Raw genomic sequence first — 13,101 nt, 5'->3', positions numbered from 1 at the left:
GGGCACCGCCGGGGGGCGGGCTGGCGGGAATCCGACATCGACGTCGCCTGCGCCGCGCCCGCCCGGATCACCGGTCCCCGGTGGGCCCCACCCGGGCGGCGAACGCCTCGTAGGCCGACTCGTCGAAGAGGACGAAGCGGACCTCCGCCACCGCGGTCCGCGCCTCCCGCACGGTGTCGACCGCGATCCGGGCGCCGTCGTCCACCGGCCAGCCGAAGATGCCGGTGGAGATCGCGGGGAACGCCACGCTGCGGGCGCCCAGCTCGTCGGCGACGCGCAGCGCCGTGCGGTAGCAGGAGGCCAGCAGGTCCGAGCGGTCCTCGGTGCGGCTGTGCACCGGGCCGACGGTGTGGATCACCCAGCGGGCGTCCAGCGCGCCCGCCGTGGTGGCGACGGCCTGGCCGGTGGGCAGGCCTTTGCCGTACTGCGAGGCCCGCAGGCGGCGGCACTCCTCGAGGATGGCGGGGCCGCCCCGGCGGTGGATCGCGCCGTCGACGCCTCCGCCGCCGAGCAGGGAGGAGTTGGCCGCGTTGACGATCGCGTCGACGGCCTGCCGGGTGATGTCGCCCCGGACGAGCGTGATGGTGGTCATGTCTGCCGCAGCCTGCGCCACACGGCCTTCGCCGCGTTGTGCCCGGACATGCCGTGCACGCCGGGCCCGGGCGGGGTGGCCGACGAGCAGATGAACACCGCCGGGTGCGGCGTGTGGTACGGGAAGAGGGACGGCTTGGGGCGCAGCAGGAGCTGGAGGCCGGAGACCGCGCCGGAGGCGATGTCGCCGCCGACGTAGTTGGCGTTGCGGGCGGCGAGTTCGGGCGGCCCTGCCGTGGCACGGGCGAGTACACGGTCGCGGAAGCCGGGGGCGAAGCGCTCCAGTTGGCGTTCCACGGCGTCGGTGAGGTCGCCGGTCCAGCCGTTGGGCACATGGCCGTACGCCCAGAAGACCTGCTTGCCGGACGGGGCGCGGGTGGGGTCGACGACGCTGGGCTGGACGGTGATGAGGAACGGCGCGTCGGGGGCTCGGCCCTCGCGGGACACGGCGCGCAGCGCGGTGCCGATCTCGGCGGTGTCCGCCCCGATCTGCACGGTGCCTGCGACGCGGGGCTCCTTCGCGGTCCAGGGCACCGGGCCGTCCAGGGCGTAGTCGATCTTGAAGACGCCGGGGCCGTACCGGTAGCCCTCGTAGTACCGGCCGAGGCCGGCGATGCGGGCCAGGGCGGTGGGCGAGGTGTCGAAGACGTACGCCCGCGCGGGCGGGAGGTCGTCGAGGCGCTTGACCTCGTAGTCGGTGTGCAGGGCTCCACCGAGGTCCTTCAGGTACGCGGCGAGGGCGTCGGAGATGGCCTGGGAGCCGCCGCGGGCCACCGGCCAGCCGCGGGCGTGCGCGGCCAGGGCGAAGACCAGGCCGATGGCGCCGGTGGCGAAGCCGTCGAGCGGGGCGATCACATGGGCGACGAGGCCGGCGAAGAGGGTCTTCGCCCGCTCGTCGCGGAAGCGGCGCATGAGCCAGGTGGACGGGGGCAGGCCCCGCAGGCCGAAGCGGGCGAGCGTCACCGGGTCCCGCGGCAGTGCGGTCAGGGGCAGCGACATGAAGTCGCGGGCCAGGGTGTCCCAGTGCGGGAGGAACGGCTCGACCAGCCTGCGGTACGCGCCCGCGTCGCGCGGGCCGAAGGAGGCGGCCGTCGCGGCGACCGACCGGGCCAGGACCGCGGCGGTGCCGTCCGTGAACGGGTGTGCCATGGGCAGCTCGGCGTGCAGCCACTCGAGGCCGTAGCGCCCCAGGGGCAGGGCGCGGAACGCGGGCGAGTTGATGCCGAGCGGGTGCGCGGCGGAGCACGGGTCGTGCCGGAAGCCGGGCAGCGTGAGCTCCTCGGTGCGGGCGCCGCCCCCGACGGTGTCCCGCGCCTCGAACACCGCCACGGAGAACCCGCGCCGGGCGAGCTCCACGGCAGCGGTCAGCCCGTTCGGCCCCGCACCCACCACGACCGCATCGAGCATCGACGGCACCTTCGGACCCCTTCGTCAGCCGATGGCCACTCGGGATCAGGATATGCCGCCGGTCCGACAGCCGGTGTCCGGTGGTCCGGGTGGCCCCCGCCGGGGGCCGGGGCCGGTGCGGCCCCCGGCGGGGGCCGGGGCCGGTGCGGCCCCCGGCGGGGCCGGTCCGGTCAGGCCGTGAGCAGGTTCCGCACCCGGTGGGCCGTCGCGGCGTCCCGTGCGGCGGTGAACGGCAGGGTGTTGCCGCCGGTGACGCGGAAGGGATCGCCGGTCAGGGTCAGGTGGGCGCCGCCGGCCTCCTCGACCAGGAGCAGGCCCGCCGCGTGGTCCCAGGCCGCTTCCCACGAACGTGTCCACCCTTGAGGACATGGCCCCTAGTTGTAAAAGCGCCAGCCTCGATCGAACGGGGAGACACCGGCCTTGACCGGCCCATTCCAGCCCTCAGGCGCCGGTACCAGGTCCCTGCCCCATGCGACCCGGCACTGATACAGCCAGGCTTCAGCAGCCTCGCGCACGGACCACTCAAGCGGGATAGGAAGGTTGGACGTGACCCCATCAGCGGGAAGGGCGCAGAACCCGTACAGGTGCCGGTCGAGAATCCCCCAGGCTCGCCGGTCCGGGGTCCTGGTCACTACGTAGCGTCGACTCATGCCTGAATCGTAGCTAACTGCACGTCAGGGGCACAGGGTTAGTCCGTGACTTCATACAGGGCCCAGCCTCGCCCGTACTTCCGGCGCGCTATCCGCCATGACTGGCGAGTCGCCTTGCGGTACTCGATCAGGTCCCGCCACAACCGGTCAGCGTCGGCCCGGCTGAGGCACCCCGTGATCCTGCGGCACTGCGTCATGGTTCCAACCTAACGATGAGTCCAGCCAACTGCGCTGACCACGGGTGCCCACGATCAACAGCCCAACGCCCGTCGGTCACCAGCGAGGCTCTGAGCGGCCCCAGGACAGCCGTGATGATGGTTGCCAGCGTCGATGTGTCAGCGTCGGCGTACGCGGCCCGCACAGCCCTGTCCAGCGCCCTCGCTGCCTGGTCTACGTCCTCGACCGCGCATGAGCCTGCGCCCTGACCCTCGATCACCCAAGAGACTCGCATGGGGCCAGCCTAGGCAGCCGCAGGGACCGGAGTGAGCTGGGTCGGCACCACGTCCAGTGTGGGAATGCGCGGGCACTCTTCAAAGCGCTTCCGGCTGAACAGCTCCCCTGTCTTGTCCCAGTAGGCACGCTCAGCGGAACGCCAGCCGCACATGTACTCGCCCACGGGCCGGTACTCGCGCCGGGACAGGGACCAGGCCCACTCGCGCATCCCGACCCACAGGCCGGTCACCACGCCACGCGCGCAGATGCTGAAGCGCTCCCCCAGCGCACCATGACTGGCGACCCGGGGCATGTTTCGGCCATAGGTGTGTACTGCGGCTTCACATTCGCGTGCGTCATAGATGTATTCACGGGCGAGGGCGCCTGCATAGGGCTCGACATGACCCCAGGACCACCCGCCTACAGCCAGGGGCACGCATACGCGCAGGTAGATATCGATTGTGGGTGCAGCGCTGAAGTGAGCGATCAGGACCATGAGTAGGACCCCCGAGGGTTGGAACCATTGTCGGCCGTTAACTAATGCTAAGCGCCCGGTAAGGGTTTGTTGAGTCTTAAACCTGCTGTCGAGCGGTCGTGATCAAACTGTGTCCTACACGTGAACAATTAGTTAGCCTAAGTAACCCAGGGTAATGCCGGCTCGGGGCAAATTTAGTTAGTTTCGCTAAGTAAGGTTCCCAGGGCAAAAGAAAGGGCCCCCTCTCGGGGGCCTGTTCCCTACAGCACCTTCATTACTTCGAGGATTTCGTCTTCTGGGTCCATCTGGTCTGCCACCTGCGCCGCCGCTTCCAGCTTCGTCCCAGCGAACACGTAGTAGGTGATCCCGTCCTCTGTGGTGACGCTGTAGTAGTTGGTCATTTCCTGCCCCTCTCGCTCGGTGTGGCACCACTATAGGCACACGATCCGCGCCAGCGCCAGCCACCTACCAATATTGGTATGTGGCCCGGAACACAGAAAGGCCCCCAGTGCCGTAGCACCAGGGGCCAAACTTGGACATTTACGGGCTAACGCTTCCGGCGCAGGCTGTTGAAGAACGATCCTCGACGCGGACCAACCGGCATGTCTTCCAGCGCGCTGGCGATGCCGGTACGGATCTGCTCAGCCTCGCAGTGAGCCAGCTTCAGCGTTTTCTTAACGCCGCCAGCCGTGGTGTAGTCCAGCTCAACGGTGACGTACTTCGGGCCCGGCACCAGCCGGTAGTCAGTGACCCGTCCGACGCTTTCAGTGTGTCTCATCGCTGCCCCTCGCGGCCGTGCCTACAGTTACAAAGTGCCTGGGGCGGGAATCGAACCCGCCAGCGCTAAGCGCCGACCATCCCAGGCTACCTATCTTCAGTGCTGGCAGGTGTCACACTCGGTGCGGACCATCCCGCTGACCGTGCAGTGCGTCTCAGCCTTGCGAGCCCGACGGATCATGTTCGGCAGTCGCAGCGCCATCCGCTCAGACACCGTGCCAGCCTTGACCCGCTCAATAAGTTCCTCCGTCATCCGCATACGGTCGTTGGCGGTGGTGGCGTCCTCGATGGCCCAGCCCAGCGGGGTGAGACCGAAGGCGCCACGCGGGGCGGAGATGGTGGCCGGAACCTCGATGCGAGCGAACATTGTGTGTTTCCCTTCGGCCCGTCGTGCTGACAGAGGGAACACTAGGACACGGTGCCGCCCGCTGTCCAACCCACCTACCAATATTGGTATGTGGTCCCGATCACAACTCAGTAACGGAGCGTCCAGCGGGCTGTAGGACAGACCACCCGAGCGATACGCGAGGCACGTATGAGCGTCCAGCACGCAGGGCACGGTGCCCGGGTGGTATACAGCGTTGCCCCTAGGCGCTCTTCGGGGCGAGTGTGCCGGATGGCGTTACGCTCCGCATGGTCAGCGGTGCAGTTGCTGTAATCCGTGTTAGCTGCGCACTCGCTGTAGCTCAGTCGGCCACGCGGACACGCACCCTGCGTAGCGCACCCAGGAACCCCCGCAGGCGGCCCGTTGTAGCCCGTACCCCGCACTTCATGCGAAGCATTGACCAGGATGGCCCCCACGGCGCTGCGCGAGCAGTCAGCGCGGGTAGCCACCCAGGCAGCACCAGCCAGGAAGTACGTGTCCCAGTCCGGGCGACTCACGTCGAAAGACCCCTGAGGAAAGCGAGCGCCTGAGCGCGGCTCATCCCGCCCCGATGCTCGCGCACAACTTCGTCAAAGTCGTCATAGACGCGCACGGTCGGCACAGTCGTAACGTCGTTGGCTCGACTGTCGCCAAACTCGACATCGACATACTCAAGGTCAAGGCCAAGAGCGTCACACGCGCGCTCAAGAACCGGCAGAGTCTTTTTGCAGGGCGCGCACCAGGCAGCGCCGAACATGACCACAGTGTTACTCATCGTTTCCCTCTCCCCAGAACAATGCGAGTAGAACGGCCCCCACAAACGAGACCAGGATGACCACCTTGAGCGCGATCATGCGCCGTACGGCTCGGTAGGTACGTCCTGCACACTGTTCGGCGCAAGGTCGCGCAAGTGGCCCAGGACCAGCCCGGCGAATTCCCGGATCTCCGCATCAGCGGCAACGTGCCAGCGCTTACCCAGAACGTCACGCCAGGCACGCAGGTTGCCACTCACCACCATGTCCACAGGCGCCGCATTCGGCAGGACGCTACGCGCAGCCTCGCGGGCAGCCTTGCGCTTCAGCCCGGATGCTTCCAGCTTCGCCACCATCAGCGAGTAGTCGAGCAGCGCATCCGCGTAGGCAGTGCGCAACATGTGCTCAGTCTCGCTGTCCAGCGCAGGCGGGAGCACAGGCTCAGTGTTCGCGTAGTCGACATAGCGCTGAGATACCACGCTGAAACTCAGGTGCCTGTGCCGGGTCAGCTCAGTGAGCAGCGCACGCGACACACCCCGAACCAGGAACGTTACGGACGAATGCTCCAGCACGCTGTAATGACCCTGGGCCAGAATGTTGGCCATGTAGCCATCGTTAGTGGCAGTCGCCGGATTCGGTCGCCCAAACGACCGGTAGCAGATCCGCCCCGAAGCCTCCCCCAGCGCATCAGCATCAGTCACGAACGGTGCGGCGTCATTCGGGTAAATCCCGTAACCATACGCGGTGCTCAATACGTCCGCGCGCAGCTCAGTGTGAGCCAGAACATAGACCTTCAAAGTCTCTCCCACGTAGGAAGGGGGACCACATACCAATTTCGGTAGGTGATCCCCCAGGATGATGCAGTTAGACAGCCACGCCCGTGGTTAGCACGATCGCAGCGAGGATGGCCCAGACAATCGCAAGGGCAGCGATCACGCGCACGATCAGACAGCCTTGCGGGTCAGGTCGAGCACCAGGGCGCGAGCCTCGATGAAGCCCAGCGTTACCGTGCTGATGGTCTCGCCCAGGCGGTTGCGGGTCTCGAATTCGGTACCGGTGTCGACCTTGCGGGTGATCACGCTGTAACCGTTACGCAGGCTGTAAGTCATTTCGTTTTCTCCTCAGTCGGTGTCTTCGAAGCGGTGCTAGCGAGTCGGTTACCTGCCCACTCAGCGAGGGTCAGGGCAGCTTTGCCCAGGTTGCAGTCAGCACAGGCGGGCACCACGTTGGACAGCACGTCACGGCCACCGCGAGAAAGCGGCTGCACATGGTCTAGATGCTCCGCAGGCGCGTCGCAGTAGCAGCACAGGCCCCCCCAGCGGGCGAACACGTCCCGACGGTTGTACGGGGCAGCACGGCGCCTGCGAGTGCGTACGTAAAGCTGGGCTAGGTCAGTGGGCCTTACGCCACTGAGTGAGAAAGTCATGGGCCCCCGCCTTACTCGCCTGAGTCTGTCGGTACGCCCTGATCCTGTCGGCATTGGCACGGCGCCACTCGCGCTTATACGCCTTACGGCGCTGCGCCTCTTGGCTCGACCGTTCCGGGTTGGCTGCTCGCCACGCTGCCCGCTGAGCGTTACAGCAGTCTTTGCAGCGTGCGCGGAGTCCGTCACGGGTCCTGGGTTCCTTGCTGTAAGCGGTGCGGGGCCGGTCAACCCGGCACCCGCTACACACCTTGCGCTCAACGCTCACTTACGGCCGCCCGGCTTGCGCATCTCAGCGGCAGCCTCAGCCAGCGCCAGCGCCTCAGCCTCAGTGCCCGCAGCGAGCGCGATGAAGTATTTGGCGAAAGCCACGCGAGCCTTCGAGCGCTGCACCTTCGCATTCGCCTCCGTGGTGCCCAGCTCCGCAGCGAGGCCAGCGAGGTCGCTACCGTCGCCGTACCCGTACGCGGTCACGTTGCCGATACCGAAGGAGTGGACCAGGACCAGCCGCTGACCCTCCCCCATGCGGTCGAGCGCAGCCCGGACCATGCCGATACGCGCCGCACGCTCATCGCGCCGCTCGTCCGACACGTCCCGCAGCTCTTCAATCAGGTCGCCCTCGTCAGCGGTCGACACGTAGCTACGAAGTATCGCGCAGGCGTCCAGCACGGCCTTACGGGCGAAAGCCTCGCGGGGCAGCGTCACAGCGTCCTCGATCGCGTCCACATCCTCAGACGTGGCAGGAAGCGCCTTCAGAGCCGCGTACGCGGTCGAATAGCGGTGCAGCACACTGAGCGCTTCGAGGGCAGCCCCACGGCCCACCTTCGGCCGCACAACAGTGGGGGTCTCGTCCTCAATGGCCAGCGTGTCGAGCAGCGAAGTGTCATCGTCTTCACCGGTCGGCCGGTCGATGCTTACGGCGCCCTGCCAGGCGAGACGGGCAGCAGTCGCACGGTCGGCGCTCAGGCGGACACCCTTTACCGGTTCGGTCTGGGCCAGCGCCTCAGCCTTGTGAGCGTCACCCTCGGCACGCTCAAGCATGGCCATGAACACCTTCACAGCGTCTTTGTCTACGCCCTGGTACCGGGCAGCGCGCGCCTTGTCCTTCAGCGCGTCCTGAATCGACGCGTACAGGAAGCCCAGGAAGCCATCGACCGTCTCGCCCTGATAGCGCGGGATAGCTTCGAAGAGCGCCACACGCGCGTCCTGTTCGAAGTCTTCGCGGTAGTCGCCGTGCGAAGAGATCCGGCGCGCAGCCTGAGCAGCGAGGCGGGTCACACGCTCATCCATCTCAGTGGCCACGGCAGCGATACCGGCAAGGTCGTTGGACTGTGCAGCCTGAACCTGAGCAAACGTGAGGGACATGAGTGTGGTCTCCATTCCAGGGGGTACCGGGGGTCTAGCGAGTCGGTTACCTGGACGGAGACGGCCGGAATTTACGCAGGTCAGAGCGAGTCTGGGCAGCGAGATTCAGCAGCACACCCCCGTGCAGGTTGGGTGTCTGCGACTCAGAGCGTCCGGCCGGATCGCTCTGTGTTGCTGATCGGAGCTAACGCCACTTTGGTAGGTGGTGTCTAGCCCCTTTGGTACGTGACGACTTGTTAGACGGGCTACTACCTGACGTAGTTGCACAGGATTCGAAGGCGTGACCCGGGTTACGACCTACGATTGATCGGTACATCTAGTTCGGGCATATGCGCTTTGCTTCGATTCGCAGGTTTGATCTTCGCGCAAAGATTTTTGATCACAGGTAGGACACGGACACCCACAGTTAGTAGTAGGTGCCCGCGCCTCACGCTACGTGCCTGTTACATCAGTAGTCCGCGCCATACAGCGAGCCCCATGAGCGCTTCCCCACCTCGGCTTCAGCCTCGATCGGCACGCCATACAGGTCGAACGTCATGCACCGCTCGATCTCACGCGCGTAATCGCTGGCCTCAGCCGCTGGCACACTCGCAAGCACTTCGTCATGGATCGGCAGGCGAAGCGTGTCGAGCAATCCAGCCTCTTCGAGATTGATGAGCGACTGACCCAGGCAGTCACGAGCAGCGCTCTGCACCGCGTAGTTAGTCACGGCGTAGACCCTGTGCCGGTCGACCGGAAGACGCCGACCCGTCACGCTGATACCGACCATGCCGTGCTGATAGGCCTCGCGCTCAAGCTTGCGGCTGAAGCGAGCGATTTCGGGATACGCACGGTCATAGGCAGCGAGTGCACGGCGCACGTCAGCCTCAGGCGTACCGGTCATGCGCGCGATACCGGCAGCGCCACCCCCATACACCTTGCCGAACGCAATTCCCTTACTGATCTTGCGATGCTTCGGCGTGAACCCAGGGCCGAACACCAGGCCCGCAGTGAAGTCGTGCAAGTCGTCGCCGTTACGGATCGCTTCCTTCATCCGGCGAACATCAGCCAGCGCAGCCAACACGCGCAGCTCGACCGAAGCGAAGTCAGTCGACACCATCACGTGTCCGTCCTCAGCGAGCAGACAGCGCCTAACCATCTGGTCACTCGACGGAAGAGTTTGCAGCGCCGGACGGGTCACACTCATGCGGCCCGTGCGCGCCTGCATGGAATTGACGAACGGGTGGACGCGACCATCAGAGTCAGCCACGCTGAGAAACGTCTGAGTGTAGGCACTGCGCCACTTACCGGCCCGCTTGCTGCGGATCACAGCATCAGCGAGCGGGTTAGGCGTGCGCTGCCCCTTGCGCTCCCAACTGTTCTGATCTAGGTCAGCGAGCGCGCACAGGACAGCCTTGTCAACCTTGAGGCTGCCAGACGCCGTGCGGTCCGTCAGGGTCTCCCCCATGGCCAGTAGCGCGTCAACAATCTGCCGGGGTGCGTTCACATTCTCAACGCCGTAGCGAAGCGCCACAGCCTCATGCGCCAGCGCTTCGTCACCCAGCCGCGTGTCAAGCGAGCGGGTGTACTGCTCGTCGAGGACCATGCCCTTGCGCTGCATGACCGCACAGATACGCGCTATCTCGTGTTCGTACTGCACCAGCGCAGGCCGCACCTCAAGCGCTGCCAGCTCAGCGTCAAGCGCCATATCGAGCCGACTGGTCAGGATCACGTCCAGACCCGCGTAAAGCAGGTAGGTGGGGTGGTCGAGCGGAATACCCGCCCAGCCGGTTTCCTTAGTCAGCTTCAGCGAGCGGAACACGGCCGTAAGGTCGCCCTGGGTATCCGGCGCGCTGGGGTCGAGATAGTAGGCGCTGAGCGGCTTGAGGCCGGTACCCCGCCCACCTTCCTGCGGCTGCCGGGGGTCGATGAGGCCAGCCTTCAGACGCGTGTCGATGGTCTTCGGTGCCATCGTCTCAATCGTCGCCCGGAACCCGTTGCCATATGCGTGCCGGTCGAGCACAGCCCAGTCAAACGGCGCATTGTGAATCTGAAACTTCGCTATGTAGTCCAGCGCCCGTAGTGCGAAGTGCTGGAATCGGCCACCTCGCTCCCACAGGATGACCCAGCCGGTGTGCCGGTCGCCAAACTGCACCGTACGCAGGCGGTAACCGGGCGAGTAGATATCCAGCCCAGTAGTCTCGGTGTCCAGCGCGATGGGGCCACGCTTGTTGGCCTCAAACACCCAGCGCTGAAACTCGATCAGGTCATCATGGGTTTCCGGCACCTTCACAGTGACCGGCTCGCCTGCGATTTCGTATCGGTAGACCAGCACGCTCGCGCTCTCCTCTGTGCAGCACAAAGGGGCCACATACCAATTTCGGTAGGTGACCCCTCAGTGCGTCTTTGTGTCAGCCCGTGGCGAAGATGCCAGGACCCGTAGGCTTCGCCTCGCTGCTAGCGAGTCGGATACCAACCAGGGTGATCCCCTTGTTGGTCTTTTTGCGCGACACCTGCCGCTCTTCCATCGCGTCATAAAACGCGCGACGGGTCCAAATTTCCTTGCTGGGCAGTCCCTCAGCCTCACACCACTCGCGGTAAGAGTTGTACGCGTCTGCACCAGGCACCGCGCTGTCTTCGTCCCTGTCGTAGACACCAGGGAAGAAACCGACCAGCGCATCCGAAGTCTCGCGATACTCACGCGAAGCGGCAGTGATCTCCGCAGGGTCCTGCAAGCCGTTCGCAAACCACTCGACCGCACCACGGACGGCCCAGGCAGCGATACCGGCAGCCTCAGCCATCAGCTTTTTGTCCAGCTCGTGATCCCGCTCATGCGGAGCAAACCAGCGCTTGAAAGGGATCATCTTGACCCGGCGCCACAGACCCTCATCCTGCCCACGAAACTTCGGCTTGTGATTCGTCGCCAGCATCAGGAGAAAACTGGGCTTGAACTCGAAGAATTCCTGCCGCAGAAAGCGGGCCGAAACCATGTCCTTACCCGTGACCCGCTTCAGCACCGCCTCACTCATCGGCTTACCCGACTCGCCCTCAGACGCCATGACCAGACGCGCACCACGCAGCGAAGCAATGTCATTCGGAATACCGCCCGAAGACTTTTCCTCGAAGGTGGCAAACGGTGTCGTCTTACTGATCGTGCCGAACACACTCGACAGCGTGTCGGTCAGGACCGATTTGCCGTTCGCACCCTTCCCCCACAGCACCGCGAAACACTGTTCATCGGTGTAGCCAGTCACACCGTAGCCAATCAGCCGCTGAAGGTATGCAGGCATGTCCGGCATCCCAGGCATGATTTCCTCGATGAAAGATTCCCAGCGAGGACACTGCGCCTGCGGGTCATAGTCGATGGACAGCGCATAGGTCAGCATGTCTTCCTGCGCGTGCGGCCGAAGTCGACCCGTACGCAGCTCAACCGTGCCGTTACGGAAGCTGAGCAGATCCGGGCGCGCGTCGAAATCCTGCGGAGTGACATAGACGCTGGGCACGCTCTGAAGTTCCGTCATCAGGTCATTGATGCGCGTGGTCATCGTGAAACCTCGCGCTTCCTTGACCTTGCCAGCGAGGACCAGGGCAGCCCCCATGCGGTGGATTTCCTGCCGCACCTTCACTGCGCTGCGCTCCCAGGTGCGACCATTCCACACGTAGAAACCCAGACCCGGCGCGTACTTGATCCGACCATCGGTCCATGCCACCAGCGCATGAGCGTTCATCGCGTCGGTGTCGCCGTAGCGCTCCAGCAAGCCAGCGAGGATGCGCGCCGCTTCGTTGCCCTGGTCGCGCGACACCACATCAGTGCCGGTCGCCTCGCTCAGTTCAGCCGTTACGGCAGCCTGGCGCGCCTCTTCCGGCTTTGCGACAGGTCGAGCAGCCTTGACCGCGCGGTGCAGGGACAGCGCAAAGGTCTGAGGCTCAGCCTTACGCCAGTCGGTCAGGTCAGACTTGTTGCCCAGGCCAGCCGGAAGGGGCAGCGCGTACACGTCGATACCGTGAGGCTTCAAGCCTTCGGCAAGCCGACGGTTGAACTCCCGTCCAGCGGTGTCATTGTCGCCGCAGACGATCACCTGAGTGCCACGCACGCCGTTGGCAATCTCTTCGAGCAGATCCGGCGAAGCCACCAGGGCAGCACCCCGGACCATGACCACGTCGTAGCCCACAGCAACCGCTGTAAGGCCATCTCCGGGCCCCTCAGTGACCAGGGTGACCCCGTAGCCACCCTCGCCCCGGAACACACCGTATGGAGCCCAGCGGAACCCCTCAGGGTTGCTCAGAGAGACCCAGCGCCCCGGACACTGGCCCGTAAGGTCACGGCCCTGCAAACCACGCGGGTCGCCCTCGAAGCTGAAGAGCGGAACCGTCACGCGCGCATACCGCTTGAAAGCGGCGCTGAGCGAGGACCACAGCGGGTTAACCGTGGTGTCGTCCACCCCCAGGCCCAGCGTGTACGCCTGATCCGGCGACAGGCCGAAGCGGTCCGACACGTAGTCGCGCGCACGCTCCGCCCAGTCATCGGAAAAGTCCATCAGACGATCCCGCGCATCCTCTGCGTACATGCGAAGCGCAGCAACATGCTTCGGCCCCACGAGATCCGGCTTAGCACTCGCCACAGTCGGCGCGTCCCCCTCAACGTCGAACATGTCAGGCCAGCGCAGACCCGCAGACTTCACTACGTGGTCCGGCTGGCAGCCCGCCCGGCACGTAACCCGCACCTTACGGTCCTCGCCAATCCAGATGCGAAGCGACGGACGGCTGTCCCCATGCGCGGGGCAGACAGCGAGGAACCCCCCGTCCGGCTGGTCCGTAACCTCAGCGAAGCGTGCGAGCAGATCCGTGATTTGCATGTTTCTCCTCTCTCCGCTGACCCCCTAGCG

General features: G+C 65.4%; 14 protein-coding genes and 1 pseudogene. All 15 read right to left on the bottom strand.

Annotation, left to right across the window (positions count from 1 at the left end):
- Positions 1 to 67 precede the first annotated feature (67 nt).
- Positions 68 to 592: an O-acetyl-ADP-ribose deacetylase gene (locus tag ACF1A5_RS11500; protein WP_392192621.1), complete on the bottom strand. Its 525-nt coding sequence runs from the start codon at positions 590 to 592 to the stop codon at positions 68 to 70.
- A complete protein-coding gene (locus ACF1A5_RS11495; RefSeq protein WP_392192620.1) occupies positions 589 to 1,998 on the bottom strand; it encodes a phytoene desaturase family protein in 1,410 nt (469 codons plus the stop codon). Before ACF1A5_RS11495 ends, ACF1A5_RS11500 begins: the two co-directional genes overlap by 4 nt.
- A 170-nt stretch (positions 1,999 to 2,168) precedes the next feature.
- Positions 2,169 to 2,345, bottom strand: a pseudogene (locus tag ACF1A5_RS11490) (inositol monophosphatase family protein); the annotation flags it as partial.
- A gap of 763 nt (positions 2,346 to 3,108) precedes the next feature.
- Positions 3,109 to 3,576 (bottom strand): hypothetical protein, encoded by a 468-nt coding sequence (locus tag ACF1A5_RS11485; RefSeq protein WP_392192619.1) that lies wholly within the window; start codon positions 3,574 to 3,576, stop codon positions 3,109 to 3,111.
- A gap of 239 nt (positions 3,577 to 3,815) precedes the next feature.
- The gene (locus ACF1A5_RS11480) at positions 3,816 to 3,956 is read right to left on the bottom strand and encodes a hypothetical protein (protein ID WP_392192618.1); all 141 of its coding nucleotides are present in this window, start codon (positions 3,954 to 3,956) and stop codon (positions 3,816 to 3,818) included.
- A 146-nt stretch (positions 3,957 to 4,102) separates the two neighbouring features.
- The gene (locus ACF1A5_RS11475) at positions 4,103 to 4,333 is read right to left on the bottom strand and encodes a hypothetical protein (RefSeq protein WP_392192617.1); all 231 of its coding nucleotides are present in this window, start codon (positions 4,331 to 4,333) and stop codon (positions 4,103 to 4,105) included.
- A gap of 96 nt (positions 4,334 to 4,429) precedes the next feature.
- Positions 4,430 to 4,699 carry a hypothetical protein gene (locus ACF1A5_RS11470; RefSeq protein WP_392192616.1) on the bottom strand — a complete coding sequence of 90 codons (270 nt, stop codon included), beginning with the start codon at positions 4,697 to 4,699 and terminating at the stop codon, positions 4,430 to 4,432.
- 107 nt (positions 4,700 to 4,806) lie between these two features.
- Entirely contained in the window at positions 4,807 to 5,214 is a 408-nt protein-coding gene (locus ACF1A5_RS11465; RefSeq protein ID WP_392192615.1) for a deoxycytidylate deaminase, read from the bottom strand.
- Entirely contained in the window at positions 5,211 to 5,471 is a 261-nt protein-coding gene (locus ACF1A5_RS11460) for a thioredoxin family protein (RefSeq protein WP_392192614.1), read from the bottom strand. The genes ACF1A5_RS11465 and ACF1A5_RS11460 overlap by 4 nt, the downstream gene beginning before the upstream one ends.
- 75 nt (positions 5,472 to 5,546) lie before the next feature.
- The gene (gene thyX / locus ACF1A5_RS11455) at positions 5,547 to 6,149 is read right to left on the bottom strand and encodes an FAD-dependent thymidylate synthase (protein WP_392192784.1); all 603 of its coding nucleotides are present in this window, start codon (positions 6,147 to 6,149) and stop codon (positions 5,547 to 5,549) included.
- Positions 6,150 to 6,392: 243 nt separating this feature from the next.
- Complete coding sequence (locus ACF1A5_RS11450; protein ID WP_392192613.1) at positions 6,393 to 6,557, bottom strand: hypothetical protein; 165 nt, start codon at positions 6,555 to 6,557, stop codon at positions 6,393 to 6,395.
- Complete coding sequence (locus ACF1A5_RS11445) at positions 6,554 to 6,874, bottom strand: HNH endonuclease (protein ID WP_392192612.1); 321 nt, start codon at positions 6,872 to 6,874, stop codon at positions 6,554 to 6,556. Before ACF1A5_RS11445 ends, ACF1A5_RS11450 begins: the two co-directional genes overlap by 4 nt.
- Positions 6,875 to 7,135: 261 nt before the next feature.
- Positions 7,136 to 8,236, bottom strand: coding sequence for a sigma-70 family RNA polymerase sigma factor (locus ACF1A5_RS11440; protein WP_392192611.1), 1,101 nt, complete (start codon positions 8,234 to 8,236; stop codon positions 7,136 to 7,138).
- A 448-nt stretch (positions 8,237 to 8,684) separates the two neighbouring features.
- Positions 8,685 to 10,550, bottom strand: coding sequence for a DNA polymerase (locus ACF1A5_RS11435; RefSeq protein ID WP_392192610.1), 1,866 nt, complete (start codon positions 10,548 to 10,550; stop codon positions 8,685 to 8,687).
- A 76-nt stretch (positions 10,551 to 10,626) separates the two neighbouring features.
- Positions 10,627 to 12,867, bottom strand: coding sequence for a phage/plasmid primase, P4 family (locus tag ACF1A5_RS11430; protein ID WP_392192609.1), 2,241 nt, complete (start codon positions 12,865 to 12,867; stop codon positions 10,627 to 10,629).
- Positions 12,868 to 13,101 lie beyond the last annotated feature (234 nt).

This window comes from Streptomyces sp. NPDC014864 (assembly GCF_043081525.1).
GTDB lineage: Bacteria > Actinomycetota > Actinomycetes > Streptomycetales > Streptomycetaceae > Streptomyces.
Note: the sequence above shows the minus strand (reverse complement) of the source record. Positions and strands in the feature narration are given on the sequence as shown.

Bases quoted from the DNA above. Each gene is read 5' to 3' on its own strand.
- ACF1A5_RS11475 (WP_392192617.1), bottom strand. From the start codon at position 4,333: ATGAGACACACTGAAAGCGTCGGACGGGTCACTGACTACCGGCTGGTG.
- ACF1A5_RS11470 (WP_392192616.1), bottom strand. From the start codon at position 4,699: ATGTTCGCTCGCATCGAGGTTCCGGCCACCATCTCCGCCCCGCGTGGC.
- ACF1A5_RS11440 (WP_392192611.1), bottom strand. From the start codon at position 8,236: ATGTCCCTCACGTTTGCTCAGGTTCAGGCTGCACAGTCCAACGACCTT.
- ACF1A5_RS11450 (WP_392192613.1), bottom strand. From the start codon at position 6,557: ATGACTTACAGCCTGCGTAACGGTTACAGCGTGATCACCCGCAAGGTC.
- ACF1A5_RS11500 (WP_392192621.1), bottom strand. From the start codon at position 592: ATGACCACCATCACGCTCGTCCGGGGCGACATCACCCGGCAGGCCGTC.
- ACF1A5_RS11480 (WP_392192618.1), bottom strand. From the start codon at position 3,956: ATGACCAACTACTACAGCGTCACCACAGAGGACGGGATCACCTACTAC.
- ACF1A5_RS11460 (WP_392192614.1), bottom strand. From the start codon at position 5,471: ATGAGTAACACTGTGGTCATGTTCGGCGCTGCCTGGTGCGCGCCCTGC.
- ACF1A5_RS11430 (WP_392192609.1), bottom strand. From the start codon at position 12,867: ATGTTCGACGTTGAGGGGGACGCGCCGACTGTGGCGAGTGCTAAGCCG.
- ACF1A5_RS11485 (WP_392192619.1), bottom strand. From the start codon at position 3,576: ATGGTCCTGATCGCTCACTTCAGCGCTGCACCCACAATCGATATCTAC.
- ACF1A5_RS11445 (WP_392192612.1), bottom strand. From the start codon at position 6,874: ATGACTTTCTCACTCAGTGGCGTAAGGCCCACTGACCTAGCCCAGCTT.
- ACF1A5_RS11495 (WP_392192620.1), bottom strand. From the start codon at position 1,998: ATGCTCGATGCGGTCGTGGTGGGTGCGGGGCCGAACGGGCTGACCGCT.